18 protein-coding genes are annotated in these 18635 nt (G+C 67.3%); 3 read left to right on the top strand and 15 right to left on the bottom strand.

All coding sequences use genetic code 11. The features are described 5' to 3' along the window. The first annotated feature begins 179 nt into the window (after nt 1-179). Nucleotides 180-794, top strand: a complete 615-nt coding sequence (locus tag VG543_RS15180; RefSeq protein WP_021204368.1) for a hypothetical protein — start codon at nt 180-182, stop codon at nt 792-794. A 39-nt stretch (nt 795-833) separates the two neighbouring features. On the opposite strand, the gene VG543_RS15175 is transcribed toward VG543_RS15180, so the two are convergent. The 13 genes from VG543_RS15175 to VG543_RS15115 form a co-directional block, all read right to left on the bottom strand. Then, nucleotides 834-1178, bottom strand: coding sequence for a hypothetical protein (locus VG543_RS15175; RefSeq protein ID WP_031270794.1), 345 nt, complete (start codon nt 1176-1178; stop codon nt 834-836). A 35-nt stretch (nt 1179-1213) separates the two neighbouring features. Continuing rightward, nucleotides 1214-1984, bottom strand: a complete 771-nt coding sequence (locus VG543_RS15170) for a LytR/AlgR family response regulator transcription factor (RefSeq protein WP_021204366.1) — start codon at nt 1982-1984, stop codon at nt 1214-1216. Then, entirely contained in the window at nt 1974-3233 is a 1260-nt protein-coding gene (locus VG543_RS15165) for a sensor histidine kinase (RefSeq protein ID WP_423178666.1), read from the bottom strand. Before VG543_RS15165 ends, VG543_RS15170 begins: the two co-directional genes overlap by 11 nt. A gap of 164 nt (nt 3234-3397) precedes the next feature. After that, entirely contained in the window at nt 3398-5047 is a 1650-nt protein-coding gene (locus tag VG543_RS15160) for a M28 family metallopeptidase (RefSeq protein ID WP_308305301.1), read from the bottom strand. Between the two features lie 458 nt (nt 5048-5505). After that, nucleotides 5506-7152 carry a CsgG/HfaB family protein gene (locus tag VG543_RS15155; RefSeq protein WP_423178667.1) on the bottom strand — a complete coding sequence of 549 codons (1647 nt, stop codon included), beginning with the start codon at nt 7150-7152 and terminating at the stop codon, nt 5506-5508. 16 nt (nt 7153-7168) lie between these two features. Next, a complete protein-coding gene (locus tag VG543_RS15150) occupies nt 7169-7846 on the bottom strand; it encodes a hypothetical protein (protein WP_021202156.1) in 678 nt (225 codons plus the stop codon). A gap of 98 nt (nt 7847-7944) precedes the next feature. Then, nucleotides 7945-9045, bottom strand: coding sequence for a hypothetical protein (locus VG543_RS15145; protein WP_032953880.1), 1101 nt, complete (start codon nt 9043-9045; stop codon nt 7945-7947). Next, nucleotides 9036-10232, bottom strand: a complete 1197-nt coding sequence (locus VG543_RS15140; RefSeq protein WP_423178668.1) for a hypothetical protein — start codon at nt 10230-10232, stop codon at nt 9036-9038. Before VG543_RS15140 ends, VG543_RS15145 begins: the two co-directional genes overlap by 10 nt. 106 nt (nt 10233-10338) lie before the next feature. Further along, nucleotides 10339-11601: an RNA polymerase sigma factor gene (locus VG543_RS15135; protein ID WP_423178669.1), complete on the bottom strand. Its 1263-nt coding sequence runs from the start codon at nt 11599-11601 to the stop codon at nt 10339-10341. 45 nt (nt 11602-11646) lie between these two features. Next, a complete protein-coding gene (locus VG543_RS15130; protein ID WP_171953359.1) occupies nt 11647-12003 on the bottom strand; it encodes a DUF1428 domain-containing protein in 357 nt (118 codons plus the stop codon). A 24-nt stretch (nt 12004-12027) separates the two neighbouring features. Next, nucleotides 12028-12438, bottom strand: a complete 411-nt coding sequence (locus VG543_RS15125) for a VOC family protein (RefSeq protein ID WP_423178670.1) — start codon at nt 12436-12438, stop codon at nt 12028-12030. 40 nt (nt 12439-12478) lie between these two features. Continuing rightward, complete coding sequence (locus tag VG543_RS15120) at nt 12479-12901, bottom strand: VOC family protein (RefSeq protein WP_188219104.1); 423 nt, start codon at nt 12899-12901, stop codon at nt 12479-12481. A 67-nt stretch (nt 12902-12968) separates the two neighbouring features. Further along, on the bottom strand, nt 12969-13382 hold the full coding sequence (locus VG543_RS15115) for a YciI family protein (protein WP_043403334.1): 414 nt from the start codon (nt 13380-13382) through the stop codon (nt 12969-12971). 182 nt (nt 13383-13564) lie between these two features. Between VG543_RS15115 and VG543_RS15110 the strand changes: the two genes are divergently transcribed. After that, the gene (locus VG543_RS15110) at nt 13565-13984 is read left to right on the top strand and encodes a YciI family protein (RefSeq protein WP_155028886.1); all 420 of its coding nucleotides are present in this window, start codon (nt 13565-13567) and stop codon (nt 13982-13984) included. Here VG543_RS15110 and VG543_RS15105 read toward each other — a convergent pair. Then, nucleotides 13962-16043: a gluconolaconase gene (locus VG543_RS15105; protein ID WP_423178671.1), complete on the bottom strand. Its 2082-nt coding sequence runs from the start codon at nt 16041-16043 to the stop codon at nt 13962-13964. The genes VG543_RS15110 and VG543_RS15105 overlap by 23 nt on opposite strands. Before the next feature lie 165 nt (nt 16044-16208). Here VG543_RS15105 and VG543_RS15100 point away from each other — a divergent pair, with 165 nt between their 5' ends. Beyond that, nucleotides 16209-17729, top strand: a complete 1521-nt coding sequence (locus tag VG543_RS15100) for a tetratricopeptide repeat protein (protein ID WP_346473748.1) — start codon at nt 16209-16211, stop codon at nt 17727-17729. Nucleotides 17730-17777: 48 nt separating this feature from the next. Here VG543_RS15100 and VG543_RS15095 read toward each other — a convergent pair whose 3' ends face one another. Further along, a complete protein-coding gene (locus VG543_RS15095; RefSeq protein WP_019660891.1) occupies nt 17778-18554 on the bottom strand; it encodes a lytic transglycosylase domain-containing protein in 777 nt (258 codons plus the stop codon). Nucleotides 18555-18635: the final 81 nt, after the last annotated feature.

Raw genomic sequence — 18635 nt, 5'->3', positions numbered from 1 at the left:
CTGCGACATCCTGTCGCAGGCTGTGATCGCGATGATGCAATGCATCAATTTTCACCCCCGCCGGGCAAACCCTTGCGCCGCTTGGCATTGCCCCCGTTGCACCGCCCGCTGGAAGTGCTAGAACTGGACCCGCCACACCGTCCAATGCTGATCGACGCACGTTCCACAAGGAGCCAGCCATGATTGCCTTGTTCAAGGGTTTGGGAATTCTGCTTCGCGACAACGAGCTCTACAGCAGCCCGTTCGACAAACAGGTGGCGCACTGGCGCAATCTCAGCGAGCAGCAGATCCGCGATGAAGTGGCGGTGCTGGCCCAGGCCAAGTGCCAGTGGCTGATCGCATCGATCATCGGCTGGCAGGCAGCCTCTCTGCTGATCCTGGGCCTGATCGCCAACTACCTGTGGCGCGATGACTTCCATATCACCTTCACCCGCGTGGTGATCGTGTTCGGCTCATGGGTCTCGATCCTGTTCGTGATCTGGTTCATGGCCAACATGTTCGATCAGCAGGCCGGCTTCGAGCGCTGGATGAAGGCCTTCAACAGCCGCGCCCGCATCAGTTCCAAGGCCGACAGCGTGGAGCACGTGGCCGAGGCACTGGACCTGGCCGAGCACTACCCGGAAGTGCTGGACTACAAGCAGGCGGTCACCACCAAGCGCGAACTGCGCCACGAGGACATCCGCATCATGACCGAGATCGGGCGGATGAAGCAGCACTCGGAGCTGGTCGGACGCCTGAACCACGTCGGCGAAACCGAACACCATCACGAGCTGACGCTGCAGCCTGCCTACTGACCCTTCAGCGAAGCGGGGGGATCCACACTGCCACCGTGATCACTCGCGGTGGCAGTGTTCTATCGGGTCCTGGCTGACGCACTGGCGGAAGCCGTCGGGCAGGCCACGCATGGCCTCGGTCTTGCCTGCCGCAACCGCAAACCGACGCAGCGGCGGCGTGGTGCACGCGGCATCGGTGCTGCACGCTGGGTCCAGCACCAGGTAATGGCAGTGGCCACTGCTGCTGGCAATGCACTGAAAGCGCGCCTCGCCGTCGACCACCGTACTCTTGCTGTACAGCGTGTCCACGCCGTTGGCATGGGTGCGGGTGATCGAGGTGTTGCGGGATTTTTCGCAGCCGGCCAGTGCCAGCACGGCAACGCACGCAATCAGCAGACGGGACATGTTCATTCCTCGGTGCAGGGGGGATGCGGCTGCGGCTACATGCCGCGGAACAGGCTCATGAACGGTTGGCTGACCACCAGCGTTTCCGTTCGGCCACGCAGGCGCAGCACGCCCCGCCCGGTATCGTCGCGGCTGACCGCCGCCACGGCCTTCATGTTGACGATGGTCGAGCGGTGGATCTGGCGGAAATGCTGCGGGTCGAGCACTTCCAGCAGTTCGCGCAACGGCGTGCGCAGCAGGCTCTCGCCGGCGGCAGTGACCACGGTGGTGTACTTGTTGTCGGCGCGGAAGTAGGCCACCTCCTCCAGCATGATCAGCTGCGTCTCGCGGCCGTTGCTGGCGGTGATCCAGGCCAGCGGCGGTCGCTCTGCAGTGCCCTGCGATGGGCCCAACCGCTGCAGCAGGCGCTCCAGCACGGCATCGTCCTGCCGCGTCGATGGCAGCCGCGACAGGATGCGTTCGCGGGTGGCAAGCAGGCGCTCGTCGCTTACCGGCTTGAGCAGGTAATCCATCGCGCCCTGCTCGAATGCATCGATGGCGTACTGGTCGTAGGCAGTAACGAACACCACCTGGGTGCGCGGACTCAGCTCGGACAGCGAGCGCGCGACCTCGATGCCGCTGATACCGGGCATGCGGATATCGAGGAAAGCGATGTCCGGCTGCTTCTCGGCCAGCTGCTCCAGCGCGCTGGCGCCGTCCTCGCACTCGGCCACCAGCTTCAGGTCCGGCCACAGCCGGCGAAGTTGCTCCACCAGCGACTGCCGCAGCAGTTCTTCGTCTTCAGCGATCAGTGCCTCAAGCGGCATGGCTGCGCTCCTTGTGCGACTGCGGCAGGGTCATGGTCGCGGCCACGCCGCTGGGGAAATTGGCCACGATCGCCACACCGGCCTGCTCACCGCAGGTCAGGCGCAGGCGCTCGCGCAGGTTCTTCAGGCCGATGCCGGTACCGCTGGTGCCCTGCCCGAAGCCGAGCCCGTCGTCGGCGACGGTCACGGTCACGTGGTCATCGAAACCACGCGCGAGGATCCAGATCGTGCCACCGCCGGGCTTGGGTTCCAGGCCGTGCTTGATCGCGTTTTCCACCAGTGTCTGCAACGCCATCGCCGGCAGGTGCACGCCATGCAGTTCGTTGGGTACCTGCACTTCCACCGCCAGCCGCGCGCCCATGCGGATACGCAGAATCTCCAGGTAGGCGCGGGTGCGCTCCAGCTCCACGCCCAGCGTGGACACCGATTCGTCCACCTGCGGCAACGAGCTGCGCAGGTACTGGATCAGGTGGCCGAGCATCTGTTCGGCACGCGCCGGGTCGGTGCGGGTCAGCACCTGCGCGTTGGCCAGCGTGTTGTACAGGAAGTGCGGTTCCACCTGCGCGTGCAGCAGATTCAAGCGCGCCACCGACAGTTCCTTTTCCACCTGGGTCTGTTCGGCGGCGGCCTGCTCATCGCGACGCTGGTCGGCCACGCGGCGGCTGATCGCACGGGTGACCGCTTCGGCGTTCTCGAAGTTGCTGCCCTCGTCCAGCGCCAGCAGGTCGGCCCACCAGCCCGCATCCGGTTCAAACAGTAGGGTGGCGGTGCTGGTGCCCTGCCCCGGGGTGACCGTGGCCAGCACGCTGTTGCGCTTGATCGCCAGCCGCGCCGGCAGGTTCCAGCGCGAGGGCTGACGCCCATTCCAGAGATCCACGCGGCGAACATAGGCGCGCACCTGCAGGCTGCCGGCCGAGCTTTCCACATCCTCCACGCGGGGAAGTTCGGCGATCGCCGCTTCCACTACCGAGAACGCGTGGCCGGCGTCCATCGGCAGTTCGATCTGGCGGCGCTGGCGCCCGGACAAGGTGGTGGCATCCAGGCGACCGGCCACCAGCCAGACCCGGCGGATATGGGTGATGGCACTGCCCAGCGCGGAAATGATCAGGAACATCGCCAGCAGGCCGAAAATCCAGCCCGGGCCATCGTTCATGCCACTGAAGATGCCGCTCCAGACCATGCCTGCGACGAACAGCGCCGCAGCCCAGGCCAGCAGATGACGTAACAGGAGAGAAAGGCTGGCGAACACGGCGGCGCCTTGGAGGAAGGGGGTGAGCCGAGCATAGGGCGGCCCGCCGGGCAAGCAAGCGGGCTGCGACGAAGGGCCCGAAAGCGGGGATGGAAGCCTTCAGTGCAACGCCGGGCATGGCCCGGCGCTACCAGGGCTGGCGGGGCAGCGCGCCCCGCATTCCCTTATTTGCGCTGGTCGGCGCTGGCGTCGCGTACGGCGCGGAACGACTCGTCCTTGCTCCAGTTCGGCCAGGCACGGGAGTTGGCCAGCTGGTTGCCCAGCGTGTACAGCACTTCCAGGTCGCGGGCGGCACCGGCGAACACCCAGTCCGGCTGCCATTCGTCGCCCTGCTGGTGGTAGCGCTTGGCGGTGTAGTCTTCCGAGGCCTTCTTGCCCGCAGCCACGCCACCGTCCACCCAGTCCTGGCCGGCCGACCACGACAGTGCCGGCACGCCACGCTTGGCGAACGGGAAGTGATCGGAGCGGAAGAACAGGCCCGCTTCCGGCTTCGGGTCCGGCGTGTAGCGGATATCCCAGCCCTTGGCCACGTCCTTCAGCTGGTCCAGCAGCTCGAAGCGCGCGGCGCCGTAGATGCCGAAATCGCGCGACGGACCGAACGGCGCCATGCCATCCATGTTGATCACCGCCACGGTCTTTTCCAGCGGGTACAGCGGATGGGTGGCGTAGTACTCCGAACCCAGCAGGCCCTTTTCCTCGGCGGTGACTGCCAGGAACAGCACTGACCTCTCCGGGCGCTTGGCCTTGGCGAAACCACGGGCCAGCTCGATCAGCGAGGCAGTACCGCTGGCATTGTCCAGCGCACCGTTGAAGATGCGATCACCGCGCGCGTCCGGCTCGCCCACGCCGATGTGGTCCCAGTGCGCGCTGTAGACGATGGTCTCGTCCGGGTGGCGGCTGCCTTCCAGGCGTGCGGCCACGTTGTGCGAGGTGATCACTTCGGTCTTCACCGCGTACTTCGCGTCCAGACTGGCGCCGGTCAGCGGCACCGGGGTGAAGTCGCGCTGCTGCGCCTTCTTCTTCAGCGCTTCGAAGTCCTGCCCGGCCGAGCGGAACAGCTCCACGGCAAGGTCGCGCTGGATCCAGCCTTCCAGCAGCGGGTGGCTTTCCGCCGGGTTGTCGCGCACCACATCGAACATGGTGTTGGTGTTGGAGCCGGCCACGGTGGCCCAGCCGTACGACGCCGGTGCGGTCTCGTGCACGATCAGCACGCCCAGCGCGCCCTGGCGGGCACCTTCTTCGTACTTGTAGGTCCAACGGCCGTAGTAGGTCATGCCCTTGCCGTCGAAGTCGCCCTGGCCGGTCTCGAAGTCCGGATCGTTGATCAGCACGACCGCGATCTTGCCCTTCAGGTCCACGCCCTTGAAGTCGTCCCAGTTGCGCTCCGGGGCCTTCACGCCGTAGCCGAGGAACACCAGCGGCGCCTTGCTGATATCGACGTTGCTGGCGCCGTTCATGGCGGCGCGCACGGCGATCTGCTTGCCCTGCTCCAGCGCAACGGTCTTGCCGCCCTGGTGCAATGCCAACTGCGGTGCGCCGACGATGTCGCCCTTGCGCAGCGGAACGGCCTGGGTCCACAGGCGCTTGCCATCCTTGAGGTCACCGCCCGGCTGTAGGCCGGCATCGGCGAACTGCTTGCTGAGGAAGGCGATGGTCTTCTCTTCGCCGGCGGTGGCCGGCGAGCGGCCTTCGTAGGCGTCGGAGGCCAGTTCCTTGACGTCGGCGGAGATCCGCGCGCCGTCGAATTTCGGGGTGGCGGCCATCAGTGCGCTCGACACTGACAGGGCCAGCACGCCCAGTGCTACTCGCTTCATTGCTCTCTCCAGCAGGGAAATCTCTCTGGAGTGTAATGGGATTCGGCAGGGCTGCGCCCTGCACCTGCCGATGCCAGGGCAACAGCAACAGCAACAGCAACAGCGACAGCGACAGCGACAGCGACAGCAGAAGCAGGCATTCGGTGGGATGGCGGGGTGGGTCCGGTTGCGGGGGACGCCGTAAACCCCGCTCCGCGGTCCGGCCCAGCCGCTGGCGGCTGTGCGTTCGGGCGCTTGCGAAGCAGTGCTTCGCAAGCAAAGCGCCCTCACCCTTGGGGGCTTGGCCGCGGCATCCATGCCGCGGACACCCCCGCAACCGGACCCACCCCGCCTTCGACAGCTTCCCGCTGCGGTTGGTGGGTGTCGACCTTGGTCGACACGGACTGAAACAGGAAGGGGTCAGATCCCTTTCCCGGCGGGAAAGGGCTCTGACCCCATCGGTGTGTTGCTTGAGCCTGTTACCAGTTCGGATCTTCGGCCGGCGCGGCAGCGGGCTTGGGCTTCGGCTTGGCGGCCGGGCGTGCGGCAGCTGCGGGAGCGGCCGGGGCAGTCGCTCCTGCGGCGGCGGCCGCCGGCTTGCTGCCCAGCTTCTGGCGCAGTTCGATCTGGCCCGGACGGAAACCGCCGCGCATCGCGTCGACGCCGTCTTCGATGGTGCCGTATGAGGTCTGTGCAGCGACGCGGTCGATGCGGATGGTGCAGCACGGGTGTTCGCTGCGGCCCAGCGAGCGGCCGGTCTGCGGGTCCTTCAGTTCTTCGCCCAGGCGCACGGCCTGCCAGCGCTGGCCGGCCTGCACGGTGTCACCGCCCTGGCTCAGCACCACCTGGTCACCGTCCACCGACACCACCGATACCGGGAACAGCGTGGTGACGATGCTGGTGCCGATCTGGCCCGACAGCGATTCCATCATCGCCGCGGCCATGTTGCGGCCGTTGACCACACGCGGCAGGGTGCTGGGGCCGGTCGAGGCCAGCTGGTGGTCGAAGCTGTCGGACATCACCACCTGGCCGGTGGTGGCGTTGACCAGGCGCAGGGTGATGCGGCCGCCACCGGAGTACGAGGTCACCTGGCGGTCGGACATGCGCAGGTTGCGCACGCTGCGCGGGTACTCGAAGCGTTCGATGGTCGGGATCAGGATCAGGTCGGTCGCCAGCTGCTGGCCGACACGGGCAGTGTCCTGCAAACGTACGTTGCCGCTGTTGATGTGGTCGATCTCGGCCTGCAGTTCGTCGCCGAACTCCCGGTCCAGCACGATGAAGCGCTGGGTCTGGGTCAGCGTGTCGGACAGGCGTGCGCGGATCGCGTCGGCCACTTCATCGGCGCTCACGCGGCCATCGCCCACGGCATAGCTGCCGGCCTTGGTACGCGGCAGCGCGACCACGATCTTCGGCTTGCCCTGCTCGTCCGGTGCGCGGTACTGGGCGATCTGGGCACGTACGCGTACCTTCCAGTAGCTGCGCATGCTGCGGTGGGTCACGTCGGAATCGAACGAGCTGGCGCCACGCTTGGCATCGACGTTGACCTTCTCGTCGTAGCTCTGCTTGACACTGGCCGAAGCCGAACCGCTCTTGGCCGAGGCTTCGCCGGACGCACTGGCCGACGCCGAGCCCTTGAAGCTCCAGCCTTCGTCGCTGGCGCGCACACGGGCGATGGTCTCCTCGTCCAGCTGCCGCACTTCGTCCTGCGACAGGATTTCATAGCCCAGCACCGCGCCCTGCGAGCCGGCGATCATCTGCTGGGTGAACGCGTCGGCGCGGATGTCGCCGACGTGTTCGTCATCCACATCCACATGCAGGCCTGCACGCAGGCCCTGCATCTGGCTGGCCACGCGTACGCCGTTGACCTGCGCCACCGCCGACTGCAACGCCGCCAGCACCGCCAGTTCCGGGGTGCTGCCGATGCCGTCGGCCTCGCGCGCGACCTGGGTGGTGCCGCCGAAATCCGGCGTGCCACGCAGGGGCGCCGCTTCCACTGGCGTATTGCTGGCCAGCGCACTGGTTGCCTTTTCCTTGGCGGGCGCGGCAGCCGGGGCGTCCTGCTCGCCACAGGCTGCAAGCAGCGCGGCAACCAGGCCCAGGCCGATCAAACGGTAGGTCATACGCATGAAGATTCGCCTCGGATCAGAGCGTGTCGAGCATCGAATCGGCGTTGGACGGCACCTTCACCTTGCTCTTCCTGGCGAAGGTCACGGCCGACTTGGTCGAGCCGTACAGGCCCTGGATGAAGCCCGGCGATTCCTTGGCCACCCATGCACCGGCGGCCAGCTTGCGGCCGACGGTCGCCAGCTGGGTCGCGCCCAGGTTCTTCATGCCGGCGGTGAAGTTGCTGGCCTCGCCACCGAGCTTCTGTGCTTCGGCGGCCGACGCCAGCAGCGAGACCAGGCCTTCGGCGTAGTGCTGCTTGGATTCAGCGTTCAGTTCCGGCTGCGCGGCCTGGCGCTCGTTGATCGCAGCCTGTGCCGCTTCGCTGACCGACACCGACTTCTTCATCGCATCGACGCTTACCGAACCCGACGACAGCGCCTGGCGCTCGGCTTCCAGCAGCTGCACCTGCTCGGCCAGGCCGAAGGCACGGGCAAACGAGGTCTGGGCCTGCAGCGAGTGCGACTGCGAGCTGACGAAACGACGCACCAGCGCTTCCTGCGCGGCTTCGTCCGGGGCGGCGGCGCTGGAAGCGCTGCTGCTGGAGGTGCCGGTGGCGGCACCGGCCAGGTCCTTCAGCTTGCCCAGGCCAGCGTGGGCCGGCATCGACAGGGTGGCGGCAGCGATGGCCACGACAAGAGCAGTATTGCGGATCATATGAGTGTCCTTTGGGAGAGACGGCCGCCAAGCGGCACGTGGGAATCGGTAACCCCAGGCCGATGCCGAGCGGGCTCGGCACCCACCGGGGCGGCGGATCAGCGGACCGCCTTGACGTTCAGTTCGTTGATCATCTGCTGGGCGGCCTTTTCGGCAGCCAGCTGCAGCGCGTTGGTACGGGCCACGGTTTCATTCGGGCCGGTGCCAGAGAACTGCACCGGGCCCACCGACGACACGGTGCGCGGGAAGCGACCGGTCACGTCCAGCACCTTGCCGGTGACCGTGACGAACACGCGGGTGTTGCCACTGGCCGGATCGCGGTCGCGCATGCCTATGTCGAGGGTGCCGACGGCGATGTACGGAATGTTGGCCGCACGGATGCCGTTGGCGGTATCGCGCAGGGTGGCCGGGGCCAGGTCGTTGCCGGTGCTGAAGTCCTTGCGGATGCGCTCGATGCTGAGCAGGCCGCGCGACTCGCCCTCCACGTATTCGGCTTCAACCACTTCGTAGCCGGCGGCGCTGAAGGCACCGGTCATCGCGGTGTTCACTTCGGCGGCGTTGGCCACCTTCCAGGTGATGTTGTCGGCGCGTGCGGTGGTGCTTCCGCCGCTGGTGACCGACACCGAACCATTCTGGTTGATGCTGCCGTTGGTGCTGACCGAGTTGCCGCGGAAGCTGTCGCCCTCACGGGTGTTCTCGCTGTAGCTGCTGCTGGCGTCGACGCGGCGGTATTCCTTGTCCTGGAACGACTGCACGGTGTCCTGCGAGCGCGCCATGAACAGGAAGGTCAGCAGCGAGCGCTGCGCGGCGGTGGCACCGGCCACGGCCGAACCCGCATCCAGCTTGGTCTGCAGCAGGGTGGTGTTGATCTCGGCGCGGACGGTGACGGTGTAGGTCTTGGCCTTCTTGTCTTCGGTGTCCGACAGCTGCACGGCGCTGAGCACGTAGCGATCGATCTCGCCGATGAACTCGGCGCGGCGCGCTTCGAACAGGCGCAGCTTGGCCGCACCGGTTTCAGCGATGTACGCCTCCAGGGCATTGACCTTGGCCTTGTTCAGGGCCTGGGCACGGGTGTCGGCACTCAGGCGCAGGCCGTAGCTGGCCGAACCGGTACCGCGCGAGCTGGCGGTCTGCGCAGCGACCGGCGAGGCCACCACCAGCGCGATGAGGATGAGCAGGATGGTACGCATCAACGACATGACTTGATCAACTCCTGGAGGGCTTGGGTCTGCTGCTGCAACGGGCGGCCGCCCGGCTTCTGTTCGTCCAGCCAGGCGCGCGAATCGGCACGCTTGGCGGCGGCGCCGGCGAAGGCATCGAGCCCGGCCAGCAGGGTTTCGTAGCTGGCCGACCACTGGTCGACCTGCCACTGCGTGACCGGCACCACCTTGGTGGCCCCCTTGCGCAGCGGCTGTTCGAAATAGATCTTGCCGGAGAAGGGCTCGGTCACTTTGGCGGTGAAGAATGCGCCGAACAGCATCGTCTTCATCGCCGGGGTTTCATTGATGACGCCGTTCTTCAGCGCATCGACCTGCACAGTGATGACGTAGTCCGGCTCGGGGATCTTCAGCTGGTAGACCTTGCCGTCGGCAAAGCGGGCGGCCATCGCACCACCGATCGCCTGGCCCGAGGCCGGCGGCAGCAGGCCGACGCCGGTATTGGACGACAGCGTCTTGGACAGTTCGTGGGCCAGCGTGGCACGCAGCGGGGCGTCCCACCTCGGGTCGGACAGCTTGGCGCGGACCGCGTCGGACAGGGTTACGCCACCGACCTGCAGGCGACGCACGGCGGCATCGGGCAGCTTGGCCTGGGCGAGACTGGCGGCCAGCACCTGCGACAGGCTGGTATCGGCGCTGCCGTACAGCAGATCGGCGACGATCGCGTCGATATCGTCGTTGTCCGGGCGGTAGTCCTGCACGTCGATGCGCTGCAGGGTCAGCGGATAGGACGCGATCACCTGGCGCTCGCGGAAGTCGAAGAACAGCGCCTGCAGCGCCACTTCCACCAGCACCTTGTACTGGTCACCGATCGGCTCGACCGAGACCAGTTCGCGGTCCAGTGCCGCGGCCAGCACGGTCGCGCTGGTGGTGCCGTCGAGCATCGCCACCGGCTGGTCGATCAGCTGCAGGTGGGCCGGGGCGCGGCGCTTGAGCGACTGTGCCAGCGCCTGGTTCAGCGGGACCAGGCCACGCCGTTCCAGCACCGCATGCGCATGTGGCGTGGTCGCCTGCACGGCGGCGGCGTCAGCGGTATAGGCGAAGCCTGCCCAATAGGCCTGCTGTGATTTGTCTGCCGCCTGCGTGGCCATCGGCCACACGGCCAGGCACAGGGCACAGGCAAGCAGGCGCGCAAAAGCGCGCGATGCGCTCTTCGTCCTTGAATACATCCAACCGCTCCTCGGTCAATACGCACGGAATGCGGACGCTGATGCGTCCGCTGGGCGCGAAACATAGCCGCTCAGGCGCGCGGCGACAAGTGCTGTCCTTGTCGGCTCAGTCTGCGCGGGGCAGGCCCGCCCGTTGCCGCAGCAATCCGCGCTCGGCCCGGTTCTGGCTGAGCCGAGCTGCCTCGCCAAAAGCGTCACGCGCATCCTGCTCACGCCCCAGTGCCTGCAACAGCTCGCCACGAACCACCTGCAGCGGCGCGTAGTCGCGCAGGCGCGCATCAACCAGCAGCGGCTGCAGTTGTACCCATGCAGCGAACGCGCCCTCGCTGCGCAGTACCGCCACCACCCGGTTCAATGCCACCACCGGCGAAGGTTGCACCTGCAGCAGCTGTGCATAGAGCGCGGCGATACGCGGCCAGTCGGTAGCGTCGGCGCGCCGCGCCGCCGCATGGCACGCTGCGATGCGCGCCTGCAGCACATAGGGATCGTCACCGCCACCGGCGGCCAGCGCGCGCGCCAGCACCTGCTGCCCGCGTTCAATCTGCAGCCAGTCCCAGCGCGCGCGGTTCTGTTGGTCCAGCAGCACCGGCACGCCCTGCGCATCGGTCCGTGCTGCGGCACGCGAGGCCTGCAGCTCCATCAGCGCCAGCAGGCCCAGCACCGGCGGCACCGGCAGCCGGTGCGCCAGAATGCGCGCGAGTCGCAGTGCCTCGTCGCACAGCGCCGGACGCATCCAGTCGTCACCAGCACTGGCCGCATAGCCTTCGTTGAAGACCAGGTAGATCGCCTCCAGCACCGATCCGAGCCGCTCAGGCATCGCGTCTGCACGCGGGACCTCGTAGGGCACCTGCTTCTGCGCCAGGGTGCGCTTGGCGCGAACGATGCGTTGGGCGATGGTTGGCTCCGGCTGCAGGAACGCACGTGCGATCTCGACGGTGGTCAGGCCACCGAGCAGGCGCAGGGTCAGTGCCACCCGCGCATCGGCCGGCAGCACCGGATGGCAGGCCACGAACATCAGCCGCAGCAGATCGTCACCCAGGTCATCCTCCAGCGCCTGGCTGTCATCCGGCGCTGGCAGGGGTGCCGGATGCAGTTCCTCACCCCATTGCGCATGCTGCTGCGCCACGCGCTGGTGCTGGCGCAGCACATCGATGGCGCGGTTGCGCGCGGTGGTCATCAGCCAGGCTCCGGGGTTGTCCGGGATGCCCTGTTCCGGCCAGCGCTCCAGCGCGGCCAGCCAGGTGTCCTGGGCCAGCTCCTCGGCACGGCCGACATCACCGCCGAGCAGCCGCGCCAGGCGCGCGATCAACACTGGCGACTCCATCCGCCAGAGGGCTTCCAGACGCTGCGTCAGTGCGGGATCGAGCATGCGCCGATCACAACACGCACGCCCGGCCCGCACAAGCGCCGCAGCTCACGCTTCAACAATCGGCTTGAAGCCGCCCCAGAACATGCGCTTGGTATCGAACGGCATGTCCTTCGGGCCCAGCGACGCCAGCCGCGGGTCGGCCATCACCTTGGCGTTGATGCGGTCGCGTGCCGCGCGCGAGCGGAACACCACGAAGGCGACGATCACCGTTTCACCGGGCCTGGCTTTCACCGCGCGCGGGAATGACGTGCTTTTGCCCGGTTCCACGTCGTCGGCCACGCACTCCATGTACTGCAGCGCGCCATGGTCCTTCCACACCGCGCCGGCCTTGCGGGCAAGGCGGCGGTAGGCCGCCACCTTGTCCTGCGGGCACGGCAGCACGTAAGCATCCACGTAAGCCATGAGGGTTCTCCCTTGCGGCGGCCGTCAGCCCGGCTCGCCGTCCATGTGTGCGATTTCCCAGAGATGGCCATCCAGGTCCTGGAAGCCGCGCTGGTACATGAAGCCCAGGTCGCGCGCCGGCTGCGGCTCGCTGGCGCCGGCGGCCAGTGCCTTGTCCACCAGCACATCAACGGCCTCGCGACTGGGTGCCGAGAGTGCGTTGATCACTTCCGTGTGGGTGTGCGCATCGGCAATCGACTTGTTGGTGAACTGCTGGAAAAAAGGTTGGGTCAGCAGCATCACGTAGATGCTCTCGCTGATGACCATGCCAGCCGCATCGTCATTGGTATAGGTTGGATTGAAGCTGTAGCCCAGCGCGGTGAAGAACGCCTTGGACTTCTCCAGATCCTGCACGGGCAGGTTGACGAAGATCATCTGCGGTTGTGGTGCACTCATTGGTAACGCTCCTTGTGGATGAAGAGGAAAGAGGGAGGGATCAGGGCTGCTTCATGCAATTGACCATCCACGGCTTGCCGTAGCGATCAATCAGCATGCCCCAGCGGTGCGCCCAGAACGTTTCGGCGATCGGCATCTGCACCTGGCCACCTTCGGCCAGCGCCGCGAACACGCGCTCGGCTTCCTCGATGCTGTCGACATCGACATTGATGGTGGTCGAGCCACCCTCGCCACCGCCGGGGCCATCGGCGGCCATCAGGATGGCGTTGCCGATCTCCAGCTGGCTGTGCGCAACGTGGTCGAGGGTTTCCGGCGGCATCTCGTTGCAGCCGGGCGACCCATCGGAGGGCGGCATGTCGCGGTACTTCATTTCCGACGTGACCTGGCCACCGAGTGCCTTGGCGTAGAACGCCATCGCCTCATGGGCCTGGCCGCTGAAGCCGAGGAAGGGAATCAGTTTCATGGCAATACTCCGTTGTGCGGTTCAGGGCAGTAGTGCCGGGTCCTGCCCGGCAGGGAGATGAATCGGGTCAACCTTCCAGCTGTGCACGCAGACGCTGTTCCTGCTGCTGTAAGTCGGGGGTGAAGGCTTCACCGAAGTCTTCGGCGGTGATCAGCGGGCGCAGTTCCAGCGTGCCGCCACTGCCGAACGGCGCGCGGCTGGCCCACTCGACAGCTTCCTCCAGCGACCGCACGTCCCACAGCCAGAAGCCGGCGATCTGTTCGCTGGCGGGACCGAACGGACCGGCCTCGACCCTGGGTGCGCCACTGCCGAAGTGAATGCGGCGACCGCGCTGGGTGGCGTGCAGGCCTTCACCGGCCAGCATGATGCCGGCGGCCACCAGTTGTTCGTTGAAGGCGCCCATTTCGGACAGTTCCTGTTCGCTGGGCATGCGGCCGGCTTCGGAGTCGGCGTTGGCCTTCACGATCACCATCACTTTCATTGCAGTCTCCCGTGGGACGCGTGGTGCGTGCCCTTCACTGGGTACAACGAACCAAGGGGCTGGGAATCGACACGTCTGTTGGAAATTTTTTCTTACGCGGAAAAGCGCGCCTTCGGCGCTGCAACATGCCCACGCGCAGACCTGCGCCATCATGGGCACCCCGCCCCCGCCAGGACCGCGCCATGCAGCAGTACCTGCTCCTGATCTACATCGAGCCTGCCCTGCTGCAGGCCCTGCCCATCGAAGAATTCAACGCGCTGATGCGCGACTGCCTGGCCCATGCCGACAAGCTGCAGGCCGAAGGCACGCTGCTGGCCGCGCAGAAGCTGCAGCCGGTCGACACCGCGCAGACCCTGCGCGTGCGTGATGGCCACAGCCGCGTACTGGATGGCCCCTTCGCCGAAACCCGCGAACTGCTGGCCGGCTTCAACCTGATCGTCGCCCGCGACCGCGACGAAGCCATGCGCATCGCCCGCGACTTCCCTTGGGCACGCTTCGGCAGCATCGAAGTGCGGCCGCTGGAAGACATGGACGCCGAGCGCGAACGCTGCGGCGCACCGGCTGCGGCTGCGGCTGCGGCTACGGCAGCAGCCGTACCCTGATCTCGCGCGGGCCGATGCCTTCATTGCCGCTGTAGTCGCGCACGCTGGCGCGCACGATGTACTCGCCCGGCGGCAGCGCCGCCGGCTGCCAGCGCCCGGCTTCCATCAGGCCATCGCGCACGGTGTTGGTCGCCAGATAGCGGAAACGGGTCACCGCGCTGCCATGCACGGTGATCCCACTGTCCGGCGCGTAGGCCACGCGCACGGCCTCCCGCTGCGGCGGCATGCGGTTGAACACGATGTTCCAGCGTGGCTGCTCGTAGCCCTGCAGCGGCTGGCCGCCCGCATCGAGAATCTGGTAACCCACCTGGTACATGCCCAGGCGGCGTCGCGGCAGGTTGTTGTCGACCTGGTCCCAAGCCTCCACCACGATCTGCACACCGCGTCCCTGGCGCGCCACCATCACCACGCCATCGCTGCCTGCGGTCATTGGCTGGTCGTTGTCGTCCAGCAGCGCCACATCGGTGATGCGCGGTGCGAAGTGGTCGGCGTAGTTCTGGAAGCCCAGTGCCACGGCGTTGGTCTCGAAACCACCGGTGCCGACGGCCAGGTGCACATGCGCCTGGTTGTTGATGCTACCCAGGCGATCGCCGACGTGAATGCGCATGCCGCGCCGCACGCGCATCCGCTCCAGCTTGCCCTGCTCGTCGTACAGCGCCTGCCAGCGCGCATCGAACGGTTCATTGCGTGGGGTGCGGCCCACCCGCATGTGGATGTACTTGAGGCGATCCACGGCCAGGCCCTCAGCCTGCTCGCCCAAGCTCCAGGCCGCCATCGGGCTGCTGATCTTGCCATCGGCAATCGCCAGCACGGTCTGGCCCACATCACCGCGCACGTCGAAGCCCCCGTGCAGGTGATGGCGACTCTCGCCCTTGAAGTTGCCGCGCACTTCGCCGAGCGTGCCGACGACTTCGTGCCAGCCCTGCTGCGGCGCCAGCGGCCAACGGCCGCCGGTATCGGGCAGCGCGGCATCGGCGGCCGGGCCGACCAGCGCCGGTGCGGGCAGTTCCCCCACCGGTAGCGGGCGCAGGCGGTGCAGGCGATAGGCCGTCGCGTCGGCCACCAGCACGCTGCCGTCGGCGTCCATCGCCAGGCCACTGGGGCGGGCCAGGCGTGGCAGTCGACCGTTGCCGACCAGCGCGATCTGATGGCCCTGCGGCGTCACCTGCACGATGCGGCCATCCATGTCGCCCACGTACAGCACGCCATCGTGGGTGGTGGCCAACGACAGCGGCCCATTGATCACGCCACCACCACCCACCACGGTGCTGACCGTGCCATCGGCACCGACGCGGCGCACCGCGTTGTTGAACAGGTCGGCCACCAGCAACGCGCCCTGCGCGTCGAAGGCCAGTGCCACCGGCGTATCGAAGCGCGCAGCGGCGCCCGTGCCATCGGCCAGGCCCGGCCGATCGCCACCGGCCAGTGTGCGCACGTTGCCATCGGTACCGATCACCCGGATGCGGTCATTGAAGGTATCGGCCACGTAGACCTGGCCCTGCGCATCCACTGCGATGCCCATCGGCGCATCGAAGCGCGCCTGCGCGGCAGGTCCATCAACGTGGCCCTGTTCACCACCGGCCAGCGTGGTCACCTGGCCGTCGGTGCCGATGCGGCGGATGGCATGGTTGCCGGTGTCGGCCACATACAGGTTGCCCTGCGCGTCGGCGGCAATGCCCGAAGGCGTGTTGAAACTGGCCTGCAGTGCCGGGCCATCAACGCGCCCCTCGCCCTGCCCGGCCACCGTTTCGACGCGGCCATCGGGCAGGCGGCGACGGATCCGGTTGTTATCACCGGCATCAGTGAAATAGACACTGCCATCGGCACTGCGCAGCAACGCATAGGGATCGGCGAAGCGTGCCTGCGCGGACGCGCCGTCGCGGTCACCGGGGTGGCCATCGCCGGCCAGCGGTTCGATCTGCGCGGTCCACGCCAACGGCGTTGGAGCCGGGCCCGCCGGTTCAGCCAGCGTATGCAGCGGTGTCTCCCACCAGGTCGCAGCCAATGCCACTACCGTCGCCAACGCTACGCCTGCCGCCATCCATTGCCACCGTGCCATCGTGCTGCGCTGCCTGCCTGCTGCCTGAAGAGGCACCGACAATAGACGCTGAACGCACGATCCGCCATGGCCAATCGTACGGCCAAACGCCAGAGTTCCATCCATCGCGCTTGTTCTCGCTGGCTGCAGCAGGTTCAATGCGGTTCCCACGGATGGAGATCCTCCATGCCCCGCATCCTCCCCCTTGCTGCCCTGCTGGCCGCCGCATTGGCCAGCACATCCGCCACCGCTTCGATCACGGTGGCGCCGCAGAAGCCGTCAATCACCGCCGATGTGATGCACATGGCCTATGCCACGCGCTGGGATGAGGCCATCCAGCAGTCACGCAGTGGCAACACGCTGGGCGCGCTGATCGCGATGGAACGGCTGATGGAAGATCCGATGCTGGATGACTTCGATGCCGAACATCGCGGCCGCGCCGCGCAGGTGGCCGGCTGGACCGCGATGGTGCAGAAGAAGCCGGACCAGGCCCGCCGCTACCTGCAGCGCGCACAGGAAGCACTGCCGGACGACGCGCAGATCCTGCTGACCCTGGTCTCGGTGGAACTGTCCGAGAACCAACCGGCACCTGCCACGAAGCACCTGGTGCAGGCGCTGAAGCATGCCGAGGCGCCGTTGCCGGTGGACCACCACGCGATCAACTACCTGCAGTTCCGCCTGCGGGACCAGCCGCAGCAGCGCATGGAACTGCTGCAGGCGCTGTTCGACAACGGCTGGAAGAGCGGCGGCCTGGAACCCACCGGACTGTGGCTGGCACTGGCAACACTGCAGGCCGACAATGGCCGGGGCGACGACATCCCGGCCACGTTGGCGCGCATCACCGGCCCGGCCGAGATCATCCGCCTGCGCAGTGACAAGCGGTTTGATCGCTATGTCGACCGCGACGATGCCCGCTTCGACCCAGTGCAGGCTGCACAGAAGCACCTCGACGAACTGCGGGTTTCCGGCCTGCTCGACCGGGCGCTGGACGCACGCATGGCCGAGTTCAGCAGCACGCTGCTGATGCTGGACCGCAACGAGGAAGTGCTTGCGCTGACCGATGGCATGGCCGGTGTGGCGGCCGAAGGTGAGTCGCCCTCGGCGACGGAAGCCGAATGGGTGGCGTGGCTGCTCAACAGCCGGCTTATGGCGCTGCGCCGGTTGGGCCGTAACGATGATGCGCTGGCCACAGCCAGGCTGGCCGCACGCATCGGTGCGCTGGGCCCGGATGGTGCCGAGCACCAGTTCAACGTCGGCTTCTTGCTCAGTTCGCTGGGCCGCATGCAGGACGCTGCTGTCGCGGTGAATGACATGCCGGGCCTGGCCGGTTACGGCAAGGCGGCCCAGGCACTGCTGCAGTTCGTTGCCGCCCGTGAACGTGGCGATGCCAAGACCGAACAGGCCGCGCGCGCAGCCATCCTGGCCCAGGGCGATGACGCGCGCCTGTTCCAGCGCGAGATGCTGCTGGAGGAAGGCAATCTGGACGCGGCCGCTGCGGTGCTGATCGAACAGCTGCGCTCACCGGTTGAGCGCGGCGAGGCACTGGCCTCCCTGCAGGACATGCGCACCTATCCGTCGCTGCCCGGCGACGTGAAGATCGATGCCGCCTGGCGTGTGCTGAAGCAGCGTGCCGACGTGCAGGCCGAGGTGGCACGCGTCGGCCGCATCGAGCGCTACGACCTGGTCAGCACGTCCACCTCGCGCTGAGCCGATTTCCTGTGGAGCCGAGCGTGGGCTCGGCACTACACCTCCCGCCTAGCGGGCTGGCACTTCGGTGCGGATGCCCATCGCTTCGCGGTAGCGCGCGTACAGCGCCATCACCTTGTCCACATAGGCCAGGGTTTCGGCGTAGGGCGGCACGCCCTTGTAGCGGGTGACTGCACCGATGCCCGCGTTGTAGGCAGCCGCCGCCAACGGGCGATCGCCGTTGTAACGGCGCAGCAGCGCGCGCATGTAGCGCGCGCCGCCCTCGATCGACTGCTGCGGCGAAAACGGATCGCGCACGCCATATTCCTGTGCGGTCTCCGGCATCAACTGCATCACGCCCTGTGCGCCCTTGCTGGACACCGCCAGCGGATCGAAATTGCTTTCGGCATGGGCGATTGCGCGCAGCCAGGCATCGTCGACGCCCGTGGCCTTGGCCGCGGCCTTGAACTGCCTGGCGTGCTGCGCCAGCTGCGGCTTGCCCACCTTGCCCAGGCCTTCGTGGGCAGGCTCGCCCGGCGGCGTGGCCACGGTGAACTTCAGGAATACCCGCGAGCCGGGCAGGTTGCGGGTGGAGTAGACAAGCACGCCATCCTGCTCGCGCTCGTACAGTACGCCGCTGAACACGCCCATGTTGCCCCACAGGTTCGGGGTCTGGATGGCGTTGTCGTCGATTTCCTTCGGGCTACAGCGCGAACCCGGTTCCGGCGCGGTGGCCAGGCTGACGGTGTTGCCCTGCACACAGCGGTAGACGGTGCGTGCGGCGGCCAGCCCGGGCCACAGGCTGGGCAGCAGCAACAGCACAAGCAGGAGAGGGCGACGGGACATGGCGGCCGGATCATCCGGCCGCGCCCGCGAATGTTGGGTGAATGGGGGTCGGCAGGGCTGCGCCCCGCACCTGCGCCGGCG

This window comes from Stenotrophomonas sp. CASM101 (assembly GCF_049384845.1).
GTDB lineage: Bacteria > Pseudomonadota > Gammaproteobacteria > Xanthomonadales > Xanthomonadaceae > Stenotrophomonas > Stenotrophomonas hibiscicola.
This window is presented reverse-complemented; position numbering and strand designations above follow the sequence as displayed.

Bases quoted from the DNA above. Each gene is read 5' to 3' on its own strand.
- VG543_RS15105 (WP_423178671.1), bottom strand. From the start codon at position 16,043: ATGGCACGGTGGCAATGGATGGCGGCAGGCGTAGCGTTGGCGACGGTA.
- VG543_RS15180 (WP_021204368.1), top strand. From the start codon at position 180: ATGATTGCCTTGTTCAAGGGTTTGGGAATTCTGCTTCGCGACAACGAG.
- VG543_RS15115 (WP_043403334.1), bottom strand. From the start codon at position 13,382: ATGAAAGTGATGGTGATCGTGAAGGCCAACGCCGACTCCGAAGCCGGC.
- VG543_RS15125 (WP_423178670.1), bottom strand. From the start codon at position 12,438: ATGAGTGCACCACAACCGCAGATGATCTTCGTCAACCTGCCCGTGCAG.
- VG543_RS15145 (WP_032953880.1), bottom strand. From the start codon at position 9,045: ATGTCGTTGATGCGTACCATCCTGCTCATCCTCATCGCGCTGGTGGTG.
- VG543_RS15095 (WP_019660891.1), bottom strand. From the start codon at position 18,554: ATGTCCCGTCGCCCTCTCCTGCTTGTGCTGTTGCTGCTGCCCAGCCTG.
- VG543_RS15120 (WP_188219104.1), bottom strand. From the start codon at position 12,901: ATGAAACTGATTCCCTTCCTCGGCTTCAGCGGCCAGGCCCATGAGGCG.
- VG543_RS15160 (WP_308305301.1), bottom strand. From the start codon at position 5,047: ATGAAGCGAGTAGCACTGGGCGTGCTGGCCCTGTCAGTGTCGAGCGCA.
- VG543_RS15130 (WP_171953359.1), bottom strand. From the start codon at position 12,003: ATGGCTTACGTGGATGCTTACGTGCTGCCGTGCCCGCAGGACAAGGTG.
- VG543_RS15110 (WP_155028886.1), top strand. From the start codon at position 13,565: ATGCAGCAGTACCTGCTCCTGATCTACATCGAGCCTGCCCTGCTGCAG.
- VG543_RS15135 (WP_423178669.1), bottom strand. From the start codon at position 11,601: ATGCTCGATCCCGCACTGACGCAGCGTCTGGAAGCCCTCTGGCGGATG.
- VG543_RS15140 (WP_423178668.1), bottom strand. From the start codon at position 10,232: ATGTATTCAAGGACGAAGAGCGCATCGCGCGCTTTTGCGCGCCTGCTT.
- VG543_RS15175 (WP_031270794.1), bottom strand. From the start codon at position 1,178: ATGTCCCGTCTGCTGATTGCGTGCGTTGCCGTGCTGGCACTGGCCGGC.
- VG543_RS15100 (WP_346473748.1), top strand. From the start codon at position 16,209: ATGCCCCGCATCCTCCCCCTTGCTGCCCTGCTGGCCGCCGCATTGGCC.
- VG543_RS15150 (WP_021202156.1), bottom strand. From the start codon at position 7,846: ATGATCCGCAATACTGCTCTTGTCGTGGCCATCGCTGCCGCCACCCTG.
- VG543_RS15155 (WP_423178667.1), bottom strand. From the start codon at position 7,152: ATGCGTATGACCTACCGTTTGATCGGCCTGGGCCTGGTTGCCGCGCTG.
- VG543_RS15170 (WP_021204366.1), bottom strand. From the start codon at position 1,984: ATGCCGCTTGAGGCACTGATCGCTGAAGACGAAGAACTGCTGCGGCAG.